Origin of the sequence: Paenibacillus sp. FSL R7-0312 (assembly GCF_038004445.1) — a bacterium.
Taxonomy (GTDB): domain Bacteria; phylum Bacillota; class Bacilli; order Paenibacillales; family Paenibacillaceae; genus Paenibacillus_AQ.
Genome location: NZ_JBBORE010000001.1, coordinates 88514 through 110417, shown reverse-complemented (window position 1 = coordinate 110417; position 21904 = coordinate 88514). Strand labels below are relative to the sequence as shown.

12 protein-coding genes and 1 pseudogene are annotated in these 21904 nt (G+C 53.1%); 9 read left to right on the top strand and 4 right to left on the bottom strand.

The annotated features are described in order from the left end of the window. Positions 1 to 54: 54 nt before the first annotated feature. Together MKX70_RS00490 and dhaK are read left to right on the top strand one after the other, a co-directional pair. The gene (locus MKX70_RS00490; protein WP_042232919.1) at positions 55 to 1155 is read left to right on the top strand and encodes a glycerol dehydrogenase; all 1101 of its coding nucleotides are present in this window, start codon (positions 55 to 57) and stop codon (positions 1153 to 1155) included. Next, a pseudogene (gene dhaK / locus MKX70_RS00485) lies at positions 1152 to 2795 on the top strand (dihydroxyacetone kinase subunit DhaK). The gene MKX70_RS00490 and the pseudogene dhaK overlap by 4 nt, the downstream one beginning before the upstream one ends. A gap of 90 nt (positions 2796 to 2885) precedes the next feature. Here dhaK and MKX70_RS00480 read toward each other — a convergent pair. After that, positions 2886 to 3896 (bottom strand): substrate-binding domain-containing protein, encoded by a 1011-nt coding sequence (locus MKX70_RS00480; RefSeq protein ID WP_042232926.1) that lies wholly within the window; start codon positions 3894 to 3896, stop codon positions 2886 to 2888. Positions 3897 to 4041: 145 nt separating this feature from the next. Next, positions 4042 to 4818: a polysaccharide deacetylase family protein gene (locus tag MKX70_RS00475; RefSeq protein WP_340841609.1), complete on the bottom strand. Its 777-nt coding sequence runs from the start codon at positions 4816 to 4818 to the stop codon at positions 4042 to 4044. 247 nt (positions 4819 to 5065) lie between these two features. Here MKX70_RS00475 and MKX70_RS00470 point away from each other — a divergent pair, with 247 nt between their 5' ends. Continuing rightward, positions 5066 to 6475: a deoxyguanosinetriphosphate triphosphohydrolase family protein gene (locus MKX70_RS00470; RefSeq protein ID WP_042232929.1), complete on the top strand. Its 1410-nt coding sequence runs from the start codon at positions 5066 to 5068 to the stop codon at positions 6473 to 6475. Positions 6476 to 6685: 210 nt separating this feature from the next. Further along, the gene (locus tag MKX70_RS00465; protein WP_340789946.1) at positions 6686 to 8470 is read left to right on the top strand and encodes a methyl-accepting chemotaxis protein; all 1785 of its coding nucleotides are present in this window, start codon (positions 6686 to 6688) and stop codon (positions 8468 to 8470) included. A gap of 714 nt (positions 8471 to 9184) precedes the next feature. On the opposite strand, the gene MKX70_RS00460 is transcribed toward MKX70_RS00465, so the two are convergent. Then, positions 9185 to 10141, bottom strand: a complete 957-nt coding sequence (locus MKX70_RS00460; protein WP_042232934.1) for a D-2-hydroxyacid dehydrogenase — start codon at positions 10139 to 10141, stop codon at positions 9185 to 9187. A gap of 91 nt (positions 10142 to 10232) precedes the next feature. Here MKX70_RS00460 and thpR point away from each other — a divergent pair, with 91 nt between their 5' ends. Both thpR and MKX70_RS00450 read left to right on the top strand, forming a co-directional pair. Continuing rightward, the gene (gene thpR / locus MKX70_RS00455) at positions 10233 to 10844 is read left to right on the top strand and encodes an RNA 2',3'-cyclic phosphodiesterase (protein WP_042232936.1); all 612 of its coding nucleotides are present in this window, start codon (positions 10233 to 10235) and stop codon (positions 10842 to 10844) included. Between the two features lie 76 nt (positions 10845 to 10920). Beyond that, positions 10921 to 11829 carry a cell wall hydrolase gene (locus MKX70_RS00450; protein ID WP_042232939.1) on the top strand — a complete coding sequence of 303 codons (909 nt, stop codon included), beginning with the start codon at positions 10921 to 10923 and terminating at the stop codon, positions 11827 to 11829. Positions 11830 to 11982: 153 nt separating this feature from the next. Here MKX70_RS00450 and MKX70_RS00445 read toward each other — a convergent pair whose 3' ends face one another. Further along, positions 11983 to 13179, bottom strand: a complete 1197-nt coding sequence (locus MKX70_RS00445; protein ID WP_340839343.1) for an MGDG synthase family glycosyltransferase — start codon at positions 13177 to 13179, stop codon at positions 11983 to 11985. 296 nt (positions 13180 to 13475) lie between these two features. On the opposite strand from MKX70_RS00445, the gene MKX70_RS00440 reads away from it, so the two are divergent. The 3 genes from MKX70_RS00440 to gltB all read left to right on the top strand — a co-directional run bounded on the left by MKX70_RS00440 (position 13476) and on the right by gltB (position 21571). Further along, positions 13476 to 14051 carry a TetR/AcrR family transcriptional regulator gene (locus tag MKX70_RS00440; protein ID WP_039302173.1) on the top strand — a complete coding sequence of 192 codons (576 nt, stop codon included), beginning with the start codon at positions 13476 to 13478 and terminating at the stop codon, positions 14049 to 14051. Positions 14052 to 14246: 195 nt separating this feature from the next. Beyond that, positions 14247 to 16601 carry a YhgE/Pip domain-containing protein gene (locus MKX70_RS00435; RefSeq protein ID WP_042232943.1) on the top strand — a complete coding sequence of 785 codons (2355 nt, stop codon included), beginning with the start codon at positions 14247 to 14249 and terminating at the stop codon, positions 16599 to 16601. Between the two features lie 374 nt (positions 16602 to 16975). Next, entirely contained in the window at positions 16976 to 21571 is a 4596-nt protein-coding gene (gene gltB, locus MKX70_RS00430) for a glutamate synthase large subunit (protein ID WP_340790264.1), read from the top strand. Positions 21572 to 21904: the final 333 nt, after the last annotated feature.

Sequence of the window (21904 nt, the reverse complement as noted above, 5' to 3'; positions counted from 1 at the left end):
GCGTTTATACTGAGTAGGAAGCGTTTACAAATCCTGCCTAAGGAGTGCTGTGAAATGAGAAAAATACTAACCTCTCCCTCTAAATATGTTCAGGGCAAAGATGAGCTGTACAACATCGGGGACTATGTAACGATCTATGGACGGAAAGCGCTGTTGGTGGCGCATAAGGATGATCAGGCCCGGGTTCAGGAGTACCTGGACAAAGCGGTTGCCAAAGGCGGATTCGAATTCGTAACCGGCGGGTTCGGCGGGGAATGTACACTGAAGGAGATTGACCGGCTGGAACAGTTCGCAGCGGCAGAAGGCTGTGACGTCATTGTCGGCCTCGGCGGCGGCAAAGCGCTGGATACCGCCAAAGCCATCGCCAACCGGGCGAGAATTGCCATTATTGTCGTGCCGACGATTGCGGCGACCGACGCACCGTGCAGCGGCTCTTCCGTAATTTATTCGGAGCATGGCGAGTTCGAATCCTATCTGTATGCGCGGCAGAATCCGAATGTGGTGCTGGTGGATACCGGAATCATTGCCAATGCACCGACTCGTTTTCTGGTGGCCGGGATGGGGGATGCGCTGTCGACCTTTTTTGAGGCGAGATCCTGTGTCAGAGGGTTCACCTATAACAATTCCGGGGCGGTAAGCACGAAGGCGGCGATGGAGCTGGCCCGTCTCTGTTACGAAACACTGCTGGAGGACGGACTGAAGGCCAAAGCGGCCAATGACAGCAAGGTGGTTACGCAGTCGCTGGAGAATATTATCGAGACGAATATCCTGCTCAGCGGGCTTGGATTCGAGAGCGGGGGACTTGCGGCAGCGCATGCCGTGCATAACGGGCTGACCCTTCTGGAGGAGACTCATCATTATTATCACGGGGAAAAGGTGGCTTTCGGCACGCTGGTGCACATGGTGCTGGAGAATGCGCCGCAGGAAGAACTGGACACGGTGCTTGGCTTCTGCAAGTCGCTCGGATTACCTACCTGCCTGAAGGAATTGGGTGTTACCGATATCAGTGAAGCCCGGCTGATGCCGGTGGCCGAAAGAGCCTGTGCCGAAGGGGAGTCCATTCATAATATGCCGTTCCCGGTTACGAAGTATGATGTATATGCGGCCATTCTGGCTGCGGACCGGCTGGGCGGAAGCGGAGGCGAAGCCAGATGAAGAAGATCATCAACGCCCCTGAAGATGTAGTCGTGCAGATGATCGAAGGCATGGTGCTTGCCCATCCGGAGCTGCTGGAGTGGAACCGGAAATACAGGATCATTACGCGTAAAGAGCTGAACCCGGACAAAGTCACCCTGATCAGTGGCGGAGGCAGCGGACATGAGCCGGCCCATGGCGGATACGTAGGCAAGGGAATGCTTGATGCGGCGGTATGCGGTGATGTGTTTGCCTCTCCTTCGACCATTCAGGTCTACAACGCGATTACGAAGACGGCATCCTCCCAAGGAACGCTGCTGATCATCAAAAACTATTCCGGCGACTGCATGAATTTCGATGCGGCGGCGGAGATGGCGTTCGAGGACGATGATATTTCTGTGGAGAAAGTGTATGTGAACGATGATGTGTCCGTGGCAGACGATGCCTCAACGGCAGGCAGAAGAGGCGTGGCCGGAACGGTGTTTGTGCATAAAATCGCCGGAGCGGCTGCAGAACGCGGAGATACACTTCCGGAGGTCAAGGCCATCGCGGAGAAAACAGTACGCAATGTCCGGTCGATCGGCTTCGCGCTGACTTCCTGTACCGTGCCGGCCAAAGGCTCACCAACCTTCGCGCTTGGAGAGGATGAGATCGAATTCGGTGTAGGCATTCACGGCGAACCGGGTATTGCCCGGGAAAAGCTCGTTCCGGCCGATGAACTGGCCGTGAAGGCGGTGCGGGCGCTGCTTGCCGATATGCCGGTTAACCCGGAGGAAGAGGTTGCGCTGATGATTAACGGCTTCGGGGCAACGCCGCTGCAGGAATTGTACATTCTGAACCGTTCCGTCAGCCTGCTGCTGGAGGAAGCCAGGATTAGGGTATACCGGACCTTTGTCGGCAATTATATGAGTGCGATTGATATGGCGGGAGCATCGGTCACCCTGCTGAAGCTGGATGATGAGCTGAAGCAGGCACTCGACTATAGCGCGGAGACGGCAGCTTATAGATGTTAGGAGGCGGAAGCAATGGAGAAGCTGCTTACAGCTGATATAGTAGTGATGATCGATGAGATGGCAAAGCTTATCATTGAGAAGGAAGTCGAATTCTGTGAACTGGATTCCTTTGCCGGAGACGGGGACTTCGGCATGTCGCTGGCCAAAGGCTTCCGGCAGCTGAAGCTGGAATGGGAGGAGCTGCCGCAGGAGGAAATCGGTGAATTCCTCAAAGCCTGCGGGATGGTGATCATTGAGCACTGCGGAGGCGCCTCGGGTCCAATCTGGGGCTCAGCCTTCCGCAGCGCGGCGAAATACGCCAAGGGCCGGACAGAGCTAAGCGGACTTGAACTTGCCGAGCTGTTGGAGCATGCGGCGGAAGGGATTCAGAAGCGGGGCGGAGCGAAGCTTGGCGATAAGACGCTGCTCGATGCACTGATTCCTGCTGCTGAAGCCCAGCGGAAGAGTGCGGAGAATGGCGACGCCCTGCTGATTAGCATGCGCAAGGGGGCAGAAGCGGCGGTGCAGGGAGCCGAGCACACCAAAGACATCATCGCTTCCAAAGGGAGGGCAAGCTATGTGGGCGAGCGGAGCCTCAGCCACCCGGATGCCGGAGCTACAGCGATAGGTATTCTGTTCACCGGGATTGTAGACCGGATGCAGCAGTAAGGCTTGAATGCCCAATTGACATACAGATGCAGTGAAAAGGGACGCCCGGTGGTATATCTCCGCCGGGCGTCCCTTTGCTGTTCCGCTAGTTCAAGTCTCGTAAATGATAATTCCAGTCTCGGTCAGGTCATAGCTGTGAATGGACTTCAGCTCATTCTGGAAGGCGGATGAACGCAGAATATCAATAACCGTGCTGATCCATTGTTCATTCTCGGGTTTCTTGACCATGACCAGATCGTAGCGTTCCTTGATGAGCGGAATGAAGTCGATGCCGTCAATAATCTTGGCGGCCTTCTCGGTGCCGATGCCCACATCGGCACTGCCCCGCGCCACCATTCCGGCTATAGCCAGATGGCTATTCTCTTCGGTTCCGTAGCCCTCCAGCGATGCGGATGGAATTCCGAGCAGGCGGAGCTGCTCATCCAGCAGCACCCGGGCCCCGGAGCCGCGTTCGCGGTTGATGAGGGTCAGCCCGCTCTGCCGGAGATCACTCCAGCTGCGGATGCCTTTGGGGTTGCCCTTCCGCACATAGAACCCGGCACTGCGTGATAGCAGATGTACTACTTTATAAGAAAAGCCTACAAGCAGCTTGCGGATATAAGGCAGATTATATTCGCCGGTATCCCCATCCAGGAGATGGGTGCTGACAATATCCGATTCCCCGTGATACATGGCAATCAGGCTGTCCAGACTGCCGGCATACGAACGGAGCGGGCGGGTGGACGGCAGCGTACGCTCCAGATAGGTCGCCAGAATATCAAGCGACATATCCTGGCCGGTAATGACCACATTCATACTGGTGCTTTTGCCGGTGTGGGGCGGCGGCGGGGCGAAGGCCTGATACGGAGCCGCGAAGGAAGCGGGCGTCTGCAGCGGCTGTATTTCCTGTAATCCGCTTCCGCCGGGGAGTGGATGCCCATAGGCCCCGCTGCTGCGGGAGTTCTGCTTGTATGCCTCCAGATCAGAGAGGTCAACACGCATTTGTTTGCCGACACGGTAGGAGGGCAGCTCTCCTTTTTTGATCAGATCATAGACTTTAAGTTTGGATATTTTGAGTAACCGGGCGATTTCCTCGGTTGTATAGGAAGTATTCTCGGACATGAATTAAACCCTCCCAGGGGATGCACTGCGGCAGTAGTCACAGGTAGCCATTATAATGCTTATAATGCTCAAGACTACCTTATTTTGTGGACCTGCGCAATCTAAGAAACCCCCGGACAGCAGGCGGAGAGCGGAAGACGGAGCTTCAATAAGTCCCGTGCCGCTCTGTCTTCACCTGCTGCGCATCGGATAACGTGATCAGCTCGGAGACGGTAACGAACCGGAACCCCTGCTTCTCAAGCTCGGGCAGGATGATCTTCAGCGCTTCCTTCGTTTGCGATTGTCCATGGACATGGTCGTGGAACAGGACGATATCGCCACTCTTGGCATTGCGGATCACTCTATTGGAGATGCTCCAGACTCCGGGGCGGTTCCAGTCGCGGGTATCCTGATGCCAGGACCAGAGCACCGGCTTCAGGCCCATGCTGTTGGACACATCAATCATCGTGTCGTCGTACATTCCGCCCGGCGGTCTGAACAGGCTGCTGTGTTTGCCGGATACTTTGACAATCTCCTTCTCCGTCAGCTCCAGCTCCTCCTGAATCTGCTTCCCGGAGACCGGTTTTTTGAAATAAACGTGATTATAGGTATGGTTCGCAAGCTCGTGGCCTTCATTAATGACGCGTCTGGCGACCTCGGGATAAGCGGCGATCCGTTTGCCAATTGCAAAAAAAGTGCATTTCGCATTGTATTCATGCAGTACCTCCAGAATACCATCCGTTTCGTAGGGGTCCGGGCCGTCGTCGAAGGTGAGTGCAATAACCTTTTGGCTGGTCTGCACCTCCCAGATCATGTCGCCCCGTTCCTCATAATAATAGCGGTTCTTGGCCCTGTTCGGGCTGCCGAGGGCAATGTCTGCAGAGCCGTTTATAAGCGCGAGCGCTGCAAGGGCCGCGGCAGTGATTCGGATTCCTCTTTTCATGCGTCTCAAGTTTCACTCCACACCCTGTGTTTTTATAAGCCGTTCCTGCGCTGCTTGAGCCTTAGAATGCTCCATTTGCCCCGGGAAGTATGCATTTTATGTAGAGGGAACTGGAAGGTTAATGATAAAGGTGAAAGTAATCATCTGAACCAGAAACTGTTTCGGTCGCATTTTAGAGTGAAAGTTCTGCCGTAAATGACTTATAATGAGATACTAAATACAGATCAATGGAATAGGGGCAGCGGAGATGACACTAATTGAGAAAAGAGAGCATAGGCAATATCCGGAAATTACCCGGCTGGAAACGTCCAGAGCCGCATATGAACGCGATTATTCGCGTCTGATCCATTCGCCGACCTTTCGACGGCTGCAAGGCAAATCACAGGTATTCGGTGCAGGCACCGGAGATTATTACCGCACAAGGCTGACCCACTCGCTGGAGGTGGCGCAGATTGCCCGTGAAGCGGCCAAGAGTCTGCTGCGTTCTTACCCTGAGGTAGAGACGGGGGCCGCTGAGAACCCAGGTCTGGTTATTGATCCGGAGGTCGTGGAATGTGCGGCCATTGCGCATGATTTCGGCCATCCGCCGTTCGGGCACAAGGGGGAAGAGGTGCTGGACAGTCTGCTCGAAGGGCTGATTGCCAAGAAGACGGCAGAGGCAGCCGCGAAATCCGGGGCCGGTCCGGTTCAGAAGCAGACGATCCATGAGAGCATGAAGCGTAAATATGAACATTTTGAAGGCAATGCCCATAATTTCCGCCTGATCATGTTTCTGGAGAAACGCGAGAATATCGATGGACTGAACCTCTCCGATGCAGTGCTGCTGGGCATTAACAAATATCCGTTTCCCGGTACTGTGCTGAAGAAGGGCATGTACCTGCATGAATGGGAGTACATCAACGAGATCCGTACCCAGTGGGGGGTTCCGGCAGGCAAAAAGACGCTGGAAGCACAGCTTATGGACTTATGCGATGACATAGCCTATTCAGCCCACGACCTCGAAGACGGCATTAAGGCCGGCAAGATAGAGGTACACGAGCATTTCATGCACGACGAATACAGCCAGCGGCTGATTGTAGAGAAGATCACCACGCTGGAGGATGCCTTCTGGTCAGGCTGGCAGGCGGAGGCGATCAGCGCCAAGGTGGAGGAAGTGCTTAGCTCATTCCTCCGGGTATGGATGGAGAAAATGCCGACCTGTGAGAATGACTACTCCCGCACGCGTCGTGAAGTGAAAGCTTATTGGGTCAGTACTTTTGTCGCCAGCCTCGGCGTTATCGAGGACGGGGACTGGAAGAAGGTTACCTTCATCAAGGAAGGCCAGGAGGATGAGGATATGCTGCGGACGGTCAGTGTGCTCAAAAGCTTCGCCTGGGTAACGATGATCCGCGATTTGCGTGTGCAGCGCCTGCAGAAACGCAGTGAATGGATTCTCCGGCGGCTGTGGGAGGCCTTCCTTGATCCCGAGACCTCGCGGAGTATTATTCCGACCGACTGGCTGCAGCGGTATGAGAAGGATCAGAAGTCGGGCAGGCCCATCTGGACCTGGGAGCATATGGTGATTGATTATATCGCCGGAATGACCGATGCGTTTGCCGAGAAAATCTACAATGAGCTGTACGGGCTGAAGGTAGGCTCGATTTACGATCTGGATTAGGGCATACTGCTGCGTCTATAGTACCTGTCAGCCGGTTTGGCTGGCGGGTACTGTTTTTTATATGATGTGGATATACATATAAAATTTTTTAGGTATTTTGCCGAAATAGTACTAGCAACCTATTTTTTTTTTGTTCTTTTATGAAAATGGAATGTAAGTGAATGGAATTCCAGTCATGTTTTCGGAAAAAGCTTGAGGAGGCGCGCGTATATGGGCAAGGGTCAACAACTGAAAAGTGCAGTTAAACAATGGGCGAGCCGAACAAGAAAGGTGCGCCAGACCGCTGTAGCTAAAGGCAGTAAAAGTATTGGATTCAAGATTGCCTCCGGTTATGCGGTTTTGGCAGTACTGGTTCTGGTTACCGGCGGGGTCTCGCTCTATCAAATGAACGGTATGCAGAAGAACACAGGCGATATTATTAATCAGAGCATTCCCGCACTGGATAAAATCCACAATGTAAATTACCTGACAGAGCATGTTATGTCTATCAGCATGCAGCATATTCTGAGTACGGATAGCGCAGAGAAAAGCACACTGGCGGAAGAACGGGCCAAATTCATCCGCGAAGTGTCAGATACATTGAAGGAGTACAAGCTCACCTTGCGCGGAGAGCAGGAGCTGGGGCAATTACAGTCGCTCGTCGGGAAGTGGGGAGAGTTCCTGACCGTCAACAATCAGGCAATCCTGCTGAGCAGCTCGAATGACGAGGAATTAGCACTGGAGGTATCCCACAAGGGGGTTGAGGCGTTTAATTCGATGCAGATTGATCTGGGCGCGCTTGTTGCACACACTCAGGATGAAGCAGCGAGTGAGGGCAAGGTTTCCGAGAAGATTTTCCGCACCTCCCTTACGTTGAGTATTGCAACTGTGCTGATTGTCCTGGTAGTCATCGGAATGATTAACATGGTGATCCGTAAGACCATGATCAATCCGCTCAAAAAGGTAACCGTACACCTGCAGCGGATCTCCGGCGGTGATCTGACTGCAGAGGATACCCTGATCGGCAATATGGATGAAATCGGCCAGCTTGCCAAGACCGTTAACGAAACTAACCGTACCTTGCTGGAAATGGTCAACCGGATCAGGAATGTCTCCGAGGTGATTTCGGAACAGGGCGATGAGCTGATGCATACGATTTCCGATACCAAGGAGGGCAGCAGCCAGATTGCCTTGACCATGGAAGAGCTGGCCAAAGCCTCCGGAAGCCAGGCCGAAGCAGCGGTTGATGCTTCTAAGGCGGTAGAGGAATTAAATGCTATAATTGAGAATTTTGCCGGCAGGGGAACTGACCTCTCGCTTCATTCGGAGCAGGTGCGGCAGAAGGGTGAAAAAGGCAAAGCGCTCATGGAGAGCTCGGTGGCACAAATGAACCAGATTGCGGACGCTGTGTCGCAGTCTATGGACACGGTGGAGGAGCTGAACCGGAAGAACGAGGGGATCTTCCGGCTTGTGGGCTCCATCCGCAGCATCTCCGAGCAGACGCATCTGCTGGCGATCAATGCGGCCATTGAGGCGGCGAGAGCCGGTGACAGCGGCCGGGGCTTCGCGGTAGTAGCACAGGAGGTGCGCAAGCTGTCGGAGGATGTGCAGCGGACCGTAGCGGAGATTACCGGAATTACACAGGGAATCCAGCATGACTCCAGAGCGATGGTTGAACAATTGCGCGGCGGCGTGGCGAAGACAGAAGAGGGCAGCCGGCAGATTGTCGAGACAGGCGAAGCCTTGGCCGATATCAACGGCTCGGTGGGGGTAATGGCGCTCACGGTGGAAGGAATGGCCAAGGATCTGGAGCAGATGACCGGAGCCAGTGAAACCATGAACGAGTTCAGCCAGCATATCTCGGCACTCGCCCAGCAATCTGCGGCCGGTGTAGAAGAGACTTCAGCTTCGGCCCACGAGCAGCTTAGCGCGACTACGGAAGTGGCCAACGGTATCGAACATCTGAAGCTGCTGCTTACTGAGCTTAAGGAGTCTGTTACTCGGTTTCAAGTGTGAGGGGGCTATATAGGCTGAATTAAAGATATTCACTTAAAGCACGCGCGTCACTACGGTGAATATTTGGACTTCCGGCCGCTGTTAGGTTTGGATTTCCTGATTTAAACTGCTGTTCGCAGTAGAAATCCAACCCTAAAGGCGGACGCTAGCGCTCCTACAGTTCCAAAATCCCCCTCCGATCCTTTGCTCTTTTTGTTGCACTCTTAATTCTTCTTATATAGTGAGATGGGAATAAAAAAACAGCCTCTGCTTAGTTTTGCAGAGGCTGTTTTTTTGTCTTGGGGATAAAGCATTGGGAGCAAAGCTATATTGCTTTTCAGCTTGAATAGGTGATTTTTCGGATGGCCCCGGCTCCTAGCTCGAACCCATGGCTCGAACTCCTGGCTAATCGATGACGAGACCCGCGCCGCCAAAATGCTAACTAAATGTATTGTGCAACTAAACTAATCCATTATTGCGCTGCCAGGACTTTAATTGCATCCTCTGCAGTTAAAATCTGCATATTCTAGAAAAAAACTGCAGGAAGTACAATTAACGTAACTGCAATTCACTCCGCACAGCTAATTATTCTCCATAGACTTGTAAGTGCAGGAGCCTTGCTGGCGCAGGGCTCTACGGAATAGTTGATATTCAAGTTCAAATCATATCGTTGAAATCCTGATAGTTGAAATCCAGCAACCCCGCAGCCAGCTCGCCAGCTCAGGCGGCAGAGGTTTAATATTGGCGGCTGTAGTCGACCAGATTGAGTGAAGGCGTTCCGGACTCCAGATAGGCCTTCATGTTCTCAACGAAAATATCCACTACCCGGTCCGCGTAACGGTCGGTTACTCCGGCACAGTGAGGGGTCATAATGACCTGCTCCATTCCCCACAGAGGGTGATCCTCCGGCAGCGGCTCTTTCTCGAAGACATCGAGTCCGGCACCGGCAAGCTGTCCGCTGTGCAGCGCAGAGATTAGATCGTCCGTATTGGTAGTCGCTCCGCGGCCAATATTAATGTAATAAGCCCCCTGCTTGGCAGCGGAGAAGATGTCTGCATCGAATAGTCCTTGCGTCTCGTCGGTGATCGGCAAAGTGTTGATAATAAAGTCGGCGTCACTCAGGGAAGCCTTCAGCTGTCCGGTCGTGAAGACCTCATCGAAGCCGTCAACCGGCCGGCCGGAACGGCTCACACCGATCGTCTTCATACGGAAAGCCTTGGCAATTCTGGCGGTTTCACTGCCGATGGAGCCGGTTCCGGCAATCACTGCCGTCTTGCCGGTCAATTCACTCTCTTGTCCATCCGAATGCCAGCGGCGTTCCTGCTGGTTGCGGATAGCGGTATGCATGTTCCGGGTGAACATCAGCATGAAGCTGAAGATAACGGCAGTAATCGGTTCGGCATGAACACCGCTGGCATTCGTCAGCAGAATCCCGCGTTCATGCATGGCTTCGAGCGGAAGTTTCTCCACACCGGCAGACCAGGCCTGGACCCAGCGCAGCGGTGAACCCTGGCGCAGAAGGGTATCTCTGATGCCCTTTCCCCAGCCGATGATAATTTCCGCACCGGAGAGCAGCTCAAGGTCCGGATTCCTGGAATCTCCGAGGGTAAGAGTATAATCTGGTGCAGCGGCGCGGATCAGCTCCTGCTGCCCGGCTGATAGATGCTGCATACAAACGATGGATTTTGTCATGTTGGTTCCCTCCTATTCTACATTTCAGTAGAGAAATGGACGATAAGTATAGAATAAGCATAACAAATCTGCCTGGAAAGGTGAAATTAGAATGGAACATAAGGAGCCGGAGCAAGAATTTGAGCGTCTGTTTATCGCGATACCTTTGCCGGAAGCACTGCGCTATTATCTTAAAAATGAGTCTGCCCGCGTGTCTTCCGGACTTAAATTTGCCAGATGGACACATTTTGAAGATTTCCATATTACGCTGCAATTTCTTGGCGACACTCCGAAGGAGGATATCTCGGCCCTGTTCGAGGCGCTCCGGGAAGTTTCCTCGTCAAGCAAAGGCTTTCAGCTGAAGCTCGGAGAATGGGGGACATTCGGCCTCCCGGACTCGCCAAGAGTGCTCTGGACGGGGGTTTCCGGAGAGCTCGAGCCGCTCAGGGAGCTGCAGAAAAGGGTGGTTTCCGCGACACTTCCGCTAGGGTTCACAGCAGAAACGCGAACGTATAATCCCCATTTGACAGTGGCCCGCAAATACCGTGAGGAGCAGCCGTTTACGCTGGAACGGCTGGAAAATTTACGGGCAAAGGGACGTCCCGCAGGCAATTTACTTCCAGACTTAGGCTGGACGGTGGATGCTTTTGTGGTGTATGCTACCAGGATGCATGCCATTCCTATGTATGAAATGACCGAAAAATTTACATTTTTCTCAACATAAATCGACAAGAAAGTTTTCAAAGCTTCCATTTTCGGTTACATACAATAGGAGTGTGCCGTAAAATAGGAGGTAAATAATGTTAATATTTAAACAGAGCCGCTGTATTGCGCTGCTGGTTAGTGTAATTCTAGTGTCTTTCTCAGCGATAAGTTTGATGAACCCCGAAGGATCTGCTGCTACCGGGGAGAATGCAATAGAAATGGGTAAATTGAAGTCTGCCGGCCATGAGTCTCTGGAGCCCAGTGTTCCGAAAGCTGCATCCGTTGTATATAGGACAAGCCCTTCATCCAGCACAATGATTCCCATGCTTTACACCACAGCTGCCGAACCGGTCCACACCTGGGCCCGCATGGTAAGCGCCGGATGGTTAAGCCCCGAGAAGCTGCAGCGTCAAGAGGCTGCGAAGACGGGCGCCGTTCAGCCTAAGCCTAAAGCTAAGGTAACTGTGGTGAAAGCAACGCCGTCAGCGGCGCAAGCGCTGAAGAAAGCGGCCAAGGGGACAACGAGCGTAAATAAAGTCAAAGCGGCAACTCAGCAACATCCCCCCGCAACATTGTTCTTCTCTCGGACTAAGCTACTAAGCCAGGAGCAGCAAGCTGAAGCCACCTGGAGCTACGCCGTATCCGAAGAAGACCTGCTACTGCTGCGAAAAATCGTTATGGCAGAAGCAGAAGGCGAACCGTACCAGGGCAAGGTGGCAGTTGCCAACGTTGTTCTGAACCGGCTGCGGTCAGCCAATTTTCCCGACACCATTCATGATGTAATCTATCAGAAAAGCCAATTCAGTCCTGTCGCCAACGGCCGTCTAAAGCGTGTGAAACCTAACGCAGACAGTATCAAGGCTGTTAATGCTGCACTTATGGGAGTTAAGGAAGTTACGGATGACACGTACTTCTTCTTATCGCTGACACTCGCGCAGGATCTTACTGTGCATCATTCACGTACACTCCTTAAGACCATCGGCAATCATACCTTCTACAAATAATCATTGTTACAGTCTTGCCATCCGAATTCACGCTGGCTGCGCGCGGAGAAGGTTTCCGCTGCATTCTCATCTTAATGTAATGCAAAAGAACCTCCAAATCCACGCTTACCAGTGGCTGGAGGTTCTTTATGTTGTTGTTCACCTGGGGGCCGTTTACGGGGTGACATAGACGGCCTCTTCATTGCGCACCTGTGAGGGGGAGCTCCACGACTCGGATTCGGCAACAGCCTGGCTGGCGGGCTTGCCCAGCAGCTGGAGCACAGTAGCTGCACAATGCTGAGGCTGCTGGCGTTCCGGGGAAGTCCGGCGTTTCCGCTGTAATTCAAGTCCGGCATATTCATGCAGCAGCATGGAGAACCATTTGTTCACCACTTCCGAATCCAGCACTTCGGCCAGCCCCAGCTCTACAAAATACTGGCTATTCTTCTCTTCCTGCCCCGGGATGGCGCTGTAGAACAGCATCGGAATGCCTTTGGCCTGACCTTCAGTACAGGTCATTCCGCCCGGCTTCGTAATCAGCAGATCGGAAGCATCCATTAATTTGTTGATCTCGCTGCTGTAGCCGAGGATCTTTACATTGGGATGGTCCAGCAGCGGGTTGGCTTTCATTTTGGCTACCAGCTTGTCATTGCTGCCCATACAGAATATAAGCTGGATCTCATCCATCCGGGCCGTGAGCGAATTCATGATATCCTTCCCGAACATCAGGCCCCAGCCGCCGCCCATAATGAGCACGGTAGGAATGTCGGCGAGCCCCAGCTCCTTGCGGAGCTGAGTCTTGCTATGGCGCTCCCAGAACTTCGGATGCACCGGGATACCGGTAACCGTCACCAGCTCAGGAGATACGCCCCGTCCGGTAAGAATCGATTTGACGCGTGAAGTAGAGACGAGATAACGGTTGGCTTCGGCGTTCACCCAGCTGCCGTGCGCATCATAATCTGTAATCAGCGTGTAGAGCGGGATATCCAGCCCCTGCTGCTTCAATCTGGAGATGACTGCGGCCGGAATCGGATGAGTGCAAATAATCAAATCGGGTTTAAGCTGCTCTATGACCTGTGAGGCATGTGTATAAAAAATCCGGTGAAGAGCCAGCTTAGTCAACCGGTTCAGTGATTTATGATATTGGGTCTTATACATCATGCCGACCAGCTTAGGCTGGCTGCTGACTGTTTTGCGGTAAGCGGAAAGAATCCATGGTGCGACCGTAGGATTGAGGAATTTTCCAAGCTCAATGACCCGGCACTGCACATCCGGACTCAGCAGTCTTATTCCTTCGGCCAGAGCATAGGCTGCCCCTGTATGGCCCGTGCCGAAGCCTTCCGAAAACAGCAGTACTCTTTTCTTTCGCATAAGTTCACCTGCTACTTTCCATCATGGGTAGAATTACGAGTTCTCTTCATCGGTTCATTCGAGATCCCATGTACATGTTCTTTTATATTATACTAGGGTTTTTGCTTCTTTTCTCACATTATACAAATAAGACGTAAATAGAAAGTTAAAACACTGCAATAAAATAAAAAAAGTTGGGCATAAGTATTGCATTGGCAGGAGCATCGTGATAAAGTTGGTCTTGACCGAGTGACCGGATTAGTAAATTGGTCATAACGCGGACGCAATGATATTTCCTGACGAAAGGGAGTGCACGGGTGGCTGTGGTAGATCGAAGGCAGCAGGTGCTTCAGGCGGCGACGAAATCTTTTTCATTATTCGGCTATAAGGCAACTACAATGGATCAGGTCGCCAAGATTGCCAATGTCGGCAAAGGGACGATTTATACCTTTTTTACGAACAAGGAACAATTATTTGACGAGATTCTGCGAGATGTCATTATTGAGATGAAAAGAATCGCCGAGCGGGAGATTAAACGCGACAAGCCGTTTTTTGATAATCTGCACCGCGTGCTGGACGCCCTGCTGGAATTTCGGAGCGAACATGAGCTATTCATCAAGCTGTCCCAGGAAAGTCGTGATTTCGGAACGCCGCAGGCCGGTGATGGGCTCGACAAGATCGAGAGTGTCGTACTTGAATATTTGGAACGGGAGGTGGAACAGGCAATCCGTCAAGGGGAGATCAAACCCTGCGATCCCCAGATTGTCTCGGTAGTAATGTTCAGGCTTTATATCGTACTTACTGCTGAACTGAGCAAGGTGCATGTGCCTTTGACCAAAGAGCAGATTAAATGCTACTTTCATTTATTTTTGGCAGAAGGCCTGTCACAGTAGAATTTAAGTCCGGTATAGGGACGGCGCCCTGCGAACCTGCGCTTTCCCTGATGTGAACAGGCAATTTTTTTTGCTCTAGACTGACTGAGTGGGGAAAATGGTCAATCGGTGTTACTGTAACATTCACGAAAATATCATTTCAGAGGAATTTATAGCATTTTAAAGAGAGCATATGATTAGAAGGAGAGAACCAGAATGAAATTTTTATCCGTGTTTATCAAGGATCTTGGCGCGGTTTTTAAGAATCCCAAGATGCGTATTTCCATGTTTGCCATTCTGTTCATTCCTGTACTGTACAGCGGATTATTCCTGAAAGCATTCTGGGATCCTTACGGCAAAATGAACGAGCTTCCGGTGGCTGTCGTAAATGAAGATAAAGGCGCTGATTATGAGGGCTCCAAGCTGAGCGCCGGATCAGACCTGGTGGCGGAGCTGAAGAAGACGGACGGGTTCAAGTGGAATTTCGTCAGCCGTGAAGCAGCAGAAGCCGGACTTGCGGACAACACCTATTATATGGCGATTATTGTTCCGGAAGACTTCTCGGCCAAAGCTACTACCCTGCTGGATGCGGATCCGCAGCCGGCCAAAATCATCTACGAGCCTAATGAAGGCTACAACTTCCTGGCTGGCCAGATCGGCGGCACGGCAGTGAAGGATATCAAGAATAAAGTGTCCGCCAAGATTACAGAAGCGTATACCGAATCTGTATTTGATAAAATCACGGATATCGCCAGCGGCCTTGGTGAAGCCGGGGACGGCGCCACCAAGCTTGCTGACGGTGCCACCAAGCTGGATGACGGAGCGCTTAAGCTGAAGGACAATCTGCTTGTCCTGACTGAAGGAACCGGCAAGCTGCTGAGTGGCGTAGCCCCGCTTACCCAGGGTGTGACGGATCTGAATACCGGAGCAGCAGCTCTGGAAGCCGGCAGCAGCACGCTGGCCGGAGGGCTTCAACAGTTGTCCGCAGCCCATAAGCAGCTGCAGGATGGTGTGACTCAGTCGGCAGCCGGCAGCAAGCAGCTTGACGCAGGGCTGCAGAAGACTGCAGCCGGAGCGGCTTCGCTTAAAGACGGCACACAGTCGGCTGTAGACGGAACTGCCAAGCTGCAGGCTGGCACGAAGTCGGTGGTGGAAGGCAGCGCGAAGCTGGAAGCGGGCCTGACCTCTTCCGCAGAAGGCAGCGCGAAGCTCGAAGCCGGTCTTACGGCTTCGAAGGAAGGCAGCGCGAAAGCGGCAGCCGGAGCCAAAGCGGTAGCAGACGGTCTGCAGGCACTGGCGAAGTCAAATCCGCAGCTTGCGGCAAGCCCGGATGTGCAGAAGCTGCTGGCGGCAAGTACAGCAGTGGCCACTGGCACTGCACAGCTGGATCAGAGCCAGGAGCAGCTGCTGGCAGGAGCAACGGCACTGCACAGCGGCCAGGAGCAGCTGGTGCAGGGAGCGAATCAGCTGCACAGCGGTTCCCAGCAGCTTGATGCAGGTGTAACGCAGCTGCATGCCGGAGCGCAGCAGCTGAACGCCGGCAGCGCACAACTGCTGGAAGGACAGCAGCAGCTGTCGGCTGGCGCGGGCACACTTGCGGCAGGCGGCGCTAAGCTGTCGGCAGGCATGCAGCAGTTCGGCGCGAAGCTGGACGAAGCGGCCGCAGGCGGAGTGAAGCTGGCAGACGGCGGCAAAGCGCTTGAAGCCGGAACGGCGAAGCTGCTGAGCGGCGCAGGACAGCTTGGCAGCGGCCTCAGCTCTGTAGCTGACGGCTCGAAGCAGCTGAGTGACGGAGCAGGTCAGCTCAAGGACGGTCTGGATGAGCTGAAAGCAGGCTCCGGTGAGCTGGCCAGCAAGCTGGTCGATGCCGCAACGCAGACTAATGCTGTGAACAAGAGCGATGCGCTGGTATCCATGTTTGCCCAGCCGGTACAGATTGAAGAAGTGAAGGTCAGTAAGGTACCGAACTATGGAACAGGGTTCGCCCCTTACTTCCTGTCGCTCGGTTTGTTCGTAGGCGCACTGATCTGTACGATTGTTATTCCGATGCGAGAATCTGAAGTAATCGGAGCCAGCCGGTTCAACCGGTTCATGAGCCGTACCCTTACGTTCTCCATGATGAGCTTGCTCCAGGCGCTGCTCGCCATCCTGATTGTTCTGTACGGCCTGGGCCTTGAAGTGCAGAGTGTAGGCTTGTTCTACGCCTTCTCCTTCATTACCAGCCTTGCCTTCATGTGGATGATCCAGGCGATCGTAACCTGGCTTGACCAGCCGGGCCGTTTCGTAGTCATCCTGATTCTGATCTTCCAATTGACTACGAGTGCGGGTACATTCCCGCTGGAGCTGATTCCGAACTGGATGAAGATATTCAATCCGCTGCTGCCGATGACTTACAGTGTCAAAGGCTTCAAGGCAGTCATCTCTACTGGCGACTTCAGCTCGATGTGGAATGATGCCGGACTGCTGGCCGCTTACGGCATAGTATTCCTGGCCCTTACCTTCACCTACTTCATGACCCGTGACCGCGGTAATGAGGCTCTGCTGAAAAGTGAACAAGTTTTGACTGTATAATGGAACAATTTTCCTTGTAAATATGAGGACACAAAAACGCCCCCGAGGGGGCGTTTTTGGCTTATACAGAAAACTAAATGGGTAAAAAAAGTACCATATCTATGGCAGGAAAATAAATGGAACGCTTTCAATGCATAAGAACTTATTCGTCTTTTATGCATAATTATGCACCGAGAAGATTTTTTACGCTTTTATCCGCTAAAGCTGCGCTGCAAAAGCATTTGTTAATCAAGCTCATAAAAAAGTTTAAATTGCACTCATGTCAGGTCGATGATAAAATAATATAACCAATCTGGCTTGAATAATTATTAAGATTTTCCTCTGAAAAATTTTCCTGGAATTCCGTCTACTTTATAATAGAAAGGTTGCGTATGATGAGACACACTGAACTGCCCGGCAAACAGGGCCTTTATGATCCTCAGTTCGAAAAAGACGCTTGCGGCATGGGATTTGTTGCCCATATTAAAGGCAAACCGTCCCATGATATTGTTAGCAATGCTCTGACTATGCTCTTTAATATGGAGCATCGGGGAGGCCAGGGAAGCGAGCCGAACTCTGGTGACGGAGCCGGCATTATGCTGCAGATTCCGCACCGTTTCTTTGCCGGCGAAGCAGCGAAGCTTGGCTTTGAGCTGCCGGAACAGGGCCATTACGGCGTGGGCATGATCTTTCTGTCTCATAACGAGGAGATCCGGGCCCGCCATGAGGCGCTCCTGAGCGAGATTATCGCTGAAGAGGGCCAGCAGGTGCTCGGCTACCGCGATGTGCCTACCTTTGACGAAATGCTCGGCAAGACGGCCAAGGCTGCCAAGCCTTATGTGCGGCAAGTATTTATCGGCCGCTCTGAAGGAATTAAGGATGATCTTTCTTTTGAACGCAAGCTGTACGTGATCCGCAAACGTGCGGAGCTGTCGATCCGCTACGGCGGAGCAGAAGAGGGTGAATCCTTCTACGTACCGAGTTTATCCTGCAAGAAGATCGTATACAAGGGCATGCTGACTACTGTACAGGTAGGACAGTTCTACCTGGATCTGCAGGATGAGAAGCTGGAGTCGGCGATTGCGCTTGTCCACTCCCGGTTCAGTACCAATACCTTCCCAAGCTGGGAACGTGCCCACCCTTACCGCTTCATGATTCACAATGGCGAAATCAACACCCTTCGCGGCAATGTGAACTGGATGCATGCCCGCCAGTCACTGTTCAAGAGCGAAGTGTTCGGAGAGGATCTAGGCAAGATCAAGCCGGTAGTTAACCCCGACGGCTCCGATACTGCGATGTTCGATAATACGTTCGAGTTCCTGTACCTGAGCGGACGCTCCCTGCCGCATGTTGCGATGATGATGGTTCCTGAGCCTTGGAGCAATCATGACAGCATGGATGAGAAGAAGAAAGCCTTCTATGAATTCCACAGCACCCTGATGGAGCCATGGGACGGGCCTGCCGCTATGGGCTTCACCGACGGCGTGCAAATCGGGGCGATCCTCGACCGTAACGGTCTTCGTCCTGCGCGTTATTATGTCACCAAAGATGATCTGATCATTCTGTCCTCCGAAGCGGGAGTCCTTGATATCCCGGCAGAGGATGTACTATACAAAGACCGCCTTAGACCGGGCCGTATGCTGCTCGTGGATACGAAGCAGGGACGGATTATCTCTGATGAAGAGGTCAAGGCTGAAATCGCTGCAGAGCAGCCTTATCAGGATTGGCTGGATGAGCACCTGATCAGCCTGGATGAGCTTCCGGAGGCACCGGAGCTGCCGAATCCGAAGCATGATAATGTGCAGCAGCTTCAGCAGTCGTTCGGTTATACCTTTGAAGATCTGCGCAAGGTGCTGGAGCCTATGGCTTCCACAGGTGCCGAGGCTGTCGGGTCCATGGGTTATGATTCACCGCTGGCGGTATTGTCTGACCGTCCGCAGCGGCTCTACAACTACTTCAAACAAATGTTTGCCCAGGTAACCAACCCGCCGATTGATGCGATCCGTGAAGAACTGGTAACGTCCACGGCAACAACGATCGGGCCTGAACGCAATCTGCTCAAAGCAGAACCGGAGAGCTGTCGTCAGATCTCGCTGGATTCTCCGATTCTCTCGAACGAGGATTTCGCCAAGCTGCGTCATGTACGCCGTGCCGGCTTCAAATCGATGTCCATTCCGATTCTCTTCCCGGCAGAGCTGGGGGCGGAAGGGCTGCGTATCGCTCTGGAGCGTATGAATGAGGCGGCAGACCGCGTTATGGCTAAAGGACATAATATTCTTATTCTGTCCGACCGCGGGGTAGACCGCGACAATGCTGCAATCCCGGCGCTGCTGGCTGTCTCCAGCCTGCATCACCATCTGATCCGCTCGGGAACACGGACCAAGGTCAGTATCCTGCTGGAATCCGGTGAACCGCGTGAAGTTCATCATTATGCGCTTCTGCTTGGTTATGGTGTCAGTGCGGTCAACCCTTATCTGGCCTTCGAGAGTCTGGATGATATGATCGGCCAAGGCCTGCTCCGCGGAATCTCGCATGAGAAGGCTGTGAAGAACTATATCAAGGCAGCTACGAAGAGTGTTGTCAAAATTCTGTCCAAAATGGGTATCTCCACGATTCAATCCTACCGCGGCGCACAGATTTTTGAAGCTGTAGGCCTGAACTCGGAGTTCGTAGACCGCTACTTCACCTGGACACCATCCCGTATCGGGGGAATTGGCCTGGAGGAAGTGGCTCTAGAAGCACTTGCCAGCCATAACCGCGCCTTCACCGACAAAGACGGTAATGACAAGGTGCTGGATTCCGGCGGTGAATACCAGTGGCGGAGTGACGGGGAAGAGCATCTGTTCAACCCGCAGACGATTCATCTGCTGCAGCATTCCGTACGCAGCGGAGATTACGAGATGTACAAGAAATATGCGGCACTTGTTCAGGGCGAAAGCGAGAAACACCAGACGCTACGCTCGATGCTGCAGTTCAAACCGGCTAATGGACCTGTGCCGCTGGACGAGGTAGAACCGGCGGAATCGATCATGAAACGCTTCAAGACCGGCGCCATGTCCTTCGGCTCGATCAGCAAGGAAGCCCATGAGACACTGGCCATTGCCATGAACCGTATCGGCGGCAAGAGCAATACCGGTGAAGGCGGGGAAGATCCGGCGCGCTTCATTCCGGACGCTAACGGCGATTCCCGCCGCAGTGCGATCAAGCAGGTGGCATCGGGACGGTTCGGCGTAACCTCGAACTATCTGGTGAATGCCGACGAGATCCAGATCAAGATGGCACAAGGCGCCAAGCCGGGTGAAGGCGGACAGCTTCCAGGCCGCAAGGTATATCCTTGGGTTGCCGAAGTCCGCGGCTCTACAGCAGGTGTAGGTCTGATCTCACCGCCGCCACATCATGACATTTACTCGATTGAGGATTTGGCGGAGCTGATCTATGATCTGAAGAATGCCAATCCTCGTGCCAATATTAACGTTAAGCTTGTATCCGAAGTCGGCGTAGGTACCATTGCCGCCGGTGTGGCCAAAGGCCGTGCCGATATTATCCTGATCAGCGGCTATGACGGCGGCACCGGTGCTTCACCGATGAACTCCATCCGTCATGCCGGACTTCCTTGGGAGCTGGGTCTGGCTGAGACGCACCAGACACTGATGCTGAACAATCTGCGCGACCGTGTTGTGCTGGAAACAGACGGCAAGATGCTCAGCGGGCGTGATCTGGCAGTAGCTGTTCTGCTTGGCGCCGAAGAATACGGCTTCGCTACTGCACCGCTGGTAGCTGTAGGCTGTATCATGATGCGTGTGTGTCAGATGGATACCTGCCCGGTCGGCGTTGCTACGCAGAATCCGGAGCTGCGCAAGAACTTCATGGGAGATCCGCAGCATGTCGTTAACTTCATGACCTTTGTAGCACAGGATCTGCGTGAGATTATGGCAGAGCTTGGCTTCCGTACCATTGAGGAAATGGTCGGCCGCACGGATTGCCTGGATGCGGTTCAGGCTTCGACCCACTGGAAGAAGCAGGGCGTTGATCTGAGCAGCCTGCTGCACACACCGGCTATGCCGGAAGGAAGCACACGCTTCCGCAGCAAACACCAGAATCATGGCCTGGAAGAAACGCTGGATATGACTCACCTGCTCGATATTGCCGCTCCTGCACTGGAATCCGGCACAGCAGTTGAAGCATCTCTGCCGATCACGAACGTCAACCGTGCAGTGGGTACGATTCTGGGCAGCGAGCTGACGCGCAAATATGGCGCAGCAGGTCTGCCGGATGACACCATCAAGCTGTATTTCACAGGCTCGGCCGGACAAAGTCTGGGCGCATTCGTACCGAAGGGCATCACGATTACGGTCGAAGGCGACTCCAATGACTATGTCGGCAAAGGGCTGTCCGGGGGCAAGCTGATTATCAGACCGTCCCGCAAGGCAACCTTTGCGGCAGAAGATAATATCATCATCGGAAATACGGCGCTGTATGGAGCAACTGGCGGCGAAGCTTATGTCAGCGGTATCGCCGGTGAACGCTTCGCAGTCCGCAACTCCGGGGCGAATGTAGTCGTTGAAGGCGTGGGTGACCACGGCTGCGAATACATGACTGGCGGCCGTGTAGTTGTTCTGGGTGAAACGGGCCGCAACTTTGCGGCAGGGATGTCAGGCGGTATCGCCTATGTATATGATCCGGACAGCACGTTCATCAAACGCTGTAACCTGGAAATGGTATTGCTGGAGCGTGTGGAGGAGGCGGATGAAATCGCTGAGCTGCATGGCCTGATTACCCGTCATACCGAGCTTACAGACAGCAATGCGGGCAGAACGATTCTCGATTCATGGGATCAGGCCCTGCCGAAGTTTGCCCGTGTCATTCCGAAGGATTACAAACGGATGATGGAACAGATCCGCAAGGTGGAGCAGAATGGCCTGACCGGCGAAGCTGCCCTGATGGCTGCTTTTGAGGCGAATATGCGTGAGCTTGCCCGTGTCGGCGGCTAATTATAAGTGGCAGTAGTAATTAATAACGAACAGCCAGTCCGTATAGATAGCCCAATTCACCGCTGTTAATCGCTAATGATTGAGCATCCGTACCCGACTAGTTCAACATAATATGTCTCACGACCAAAGGGACAGTATCCTCTTCGTATGCCGAAGGGATACTGTCCCTTTTACTATTACTGCATATTTTTCCGGTTTTCAGGAAAAAGGAAAGTTGTGGTAGAATATAAAAATGTATGAAATGGGTTTTTGTTTTACACTAAGGTGAAAGTAGCGGAGGGGAAGTTTGGAACTGTAGGAGCGGTAGCGTCCGCCTTTGTCTGCGGATTTCCA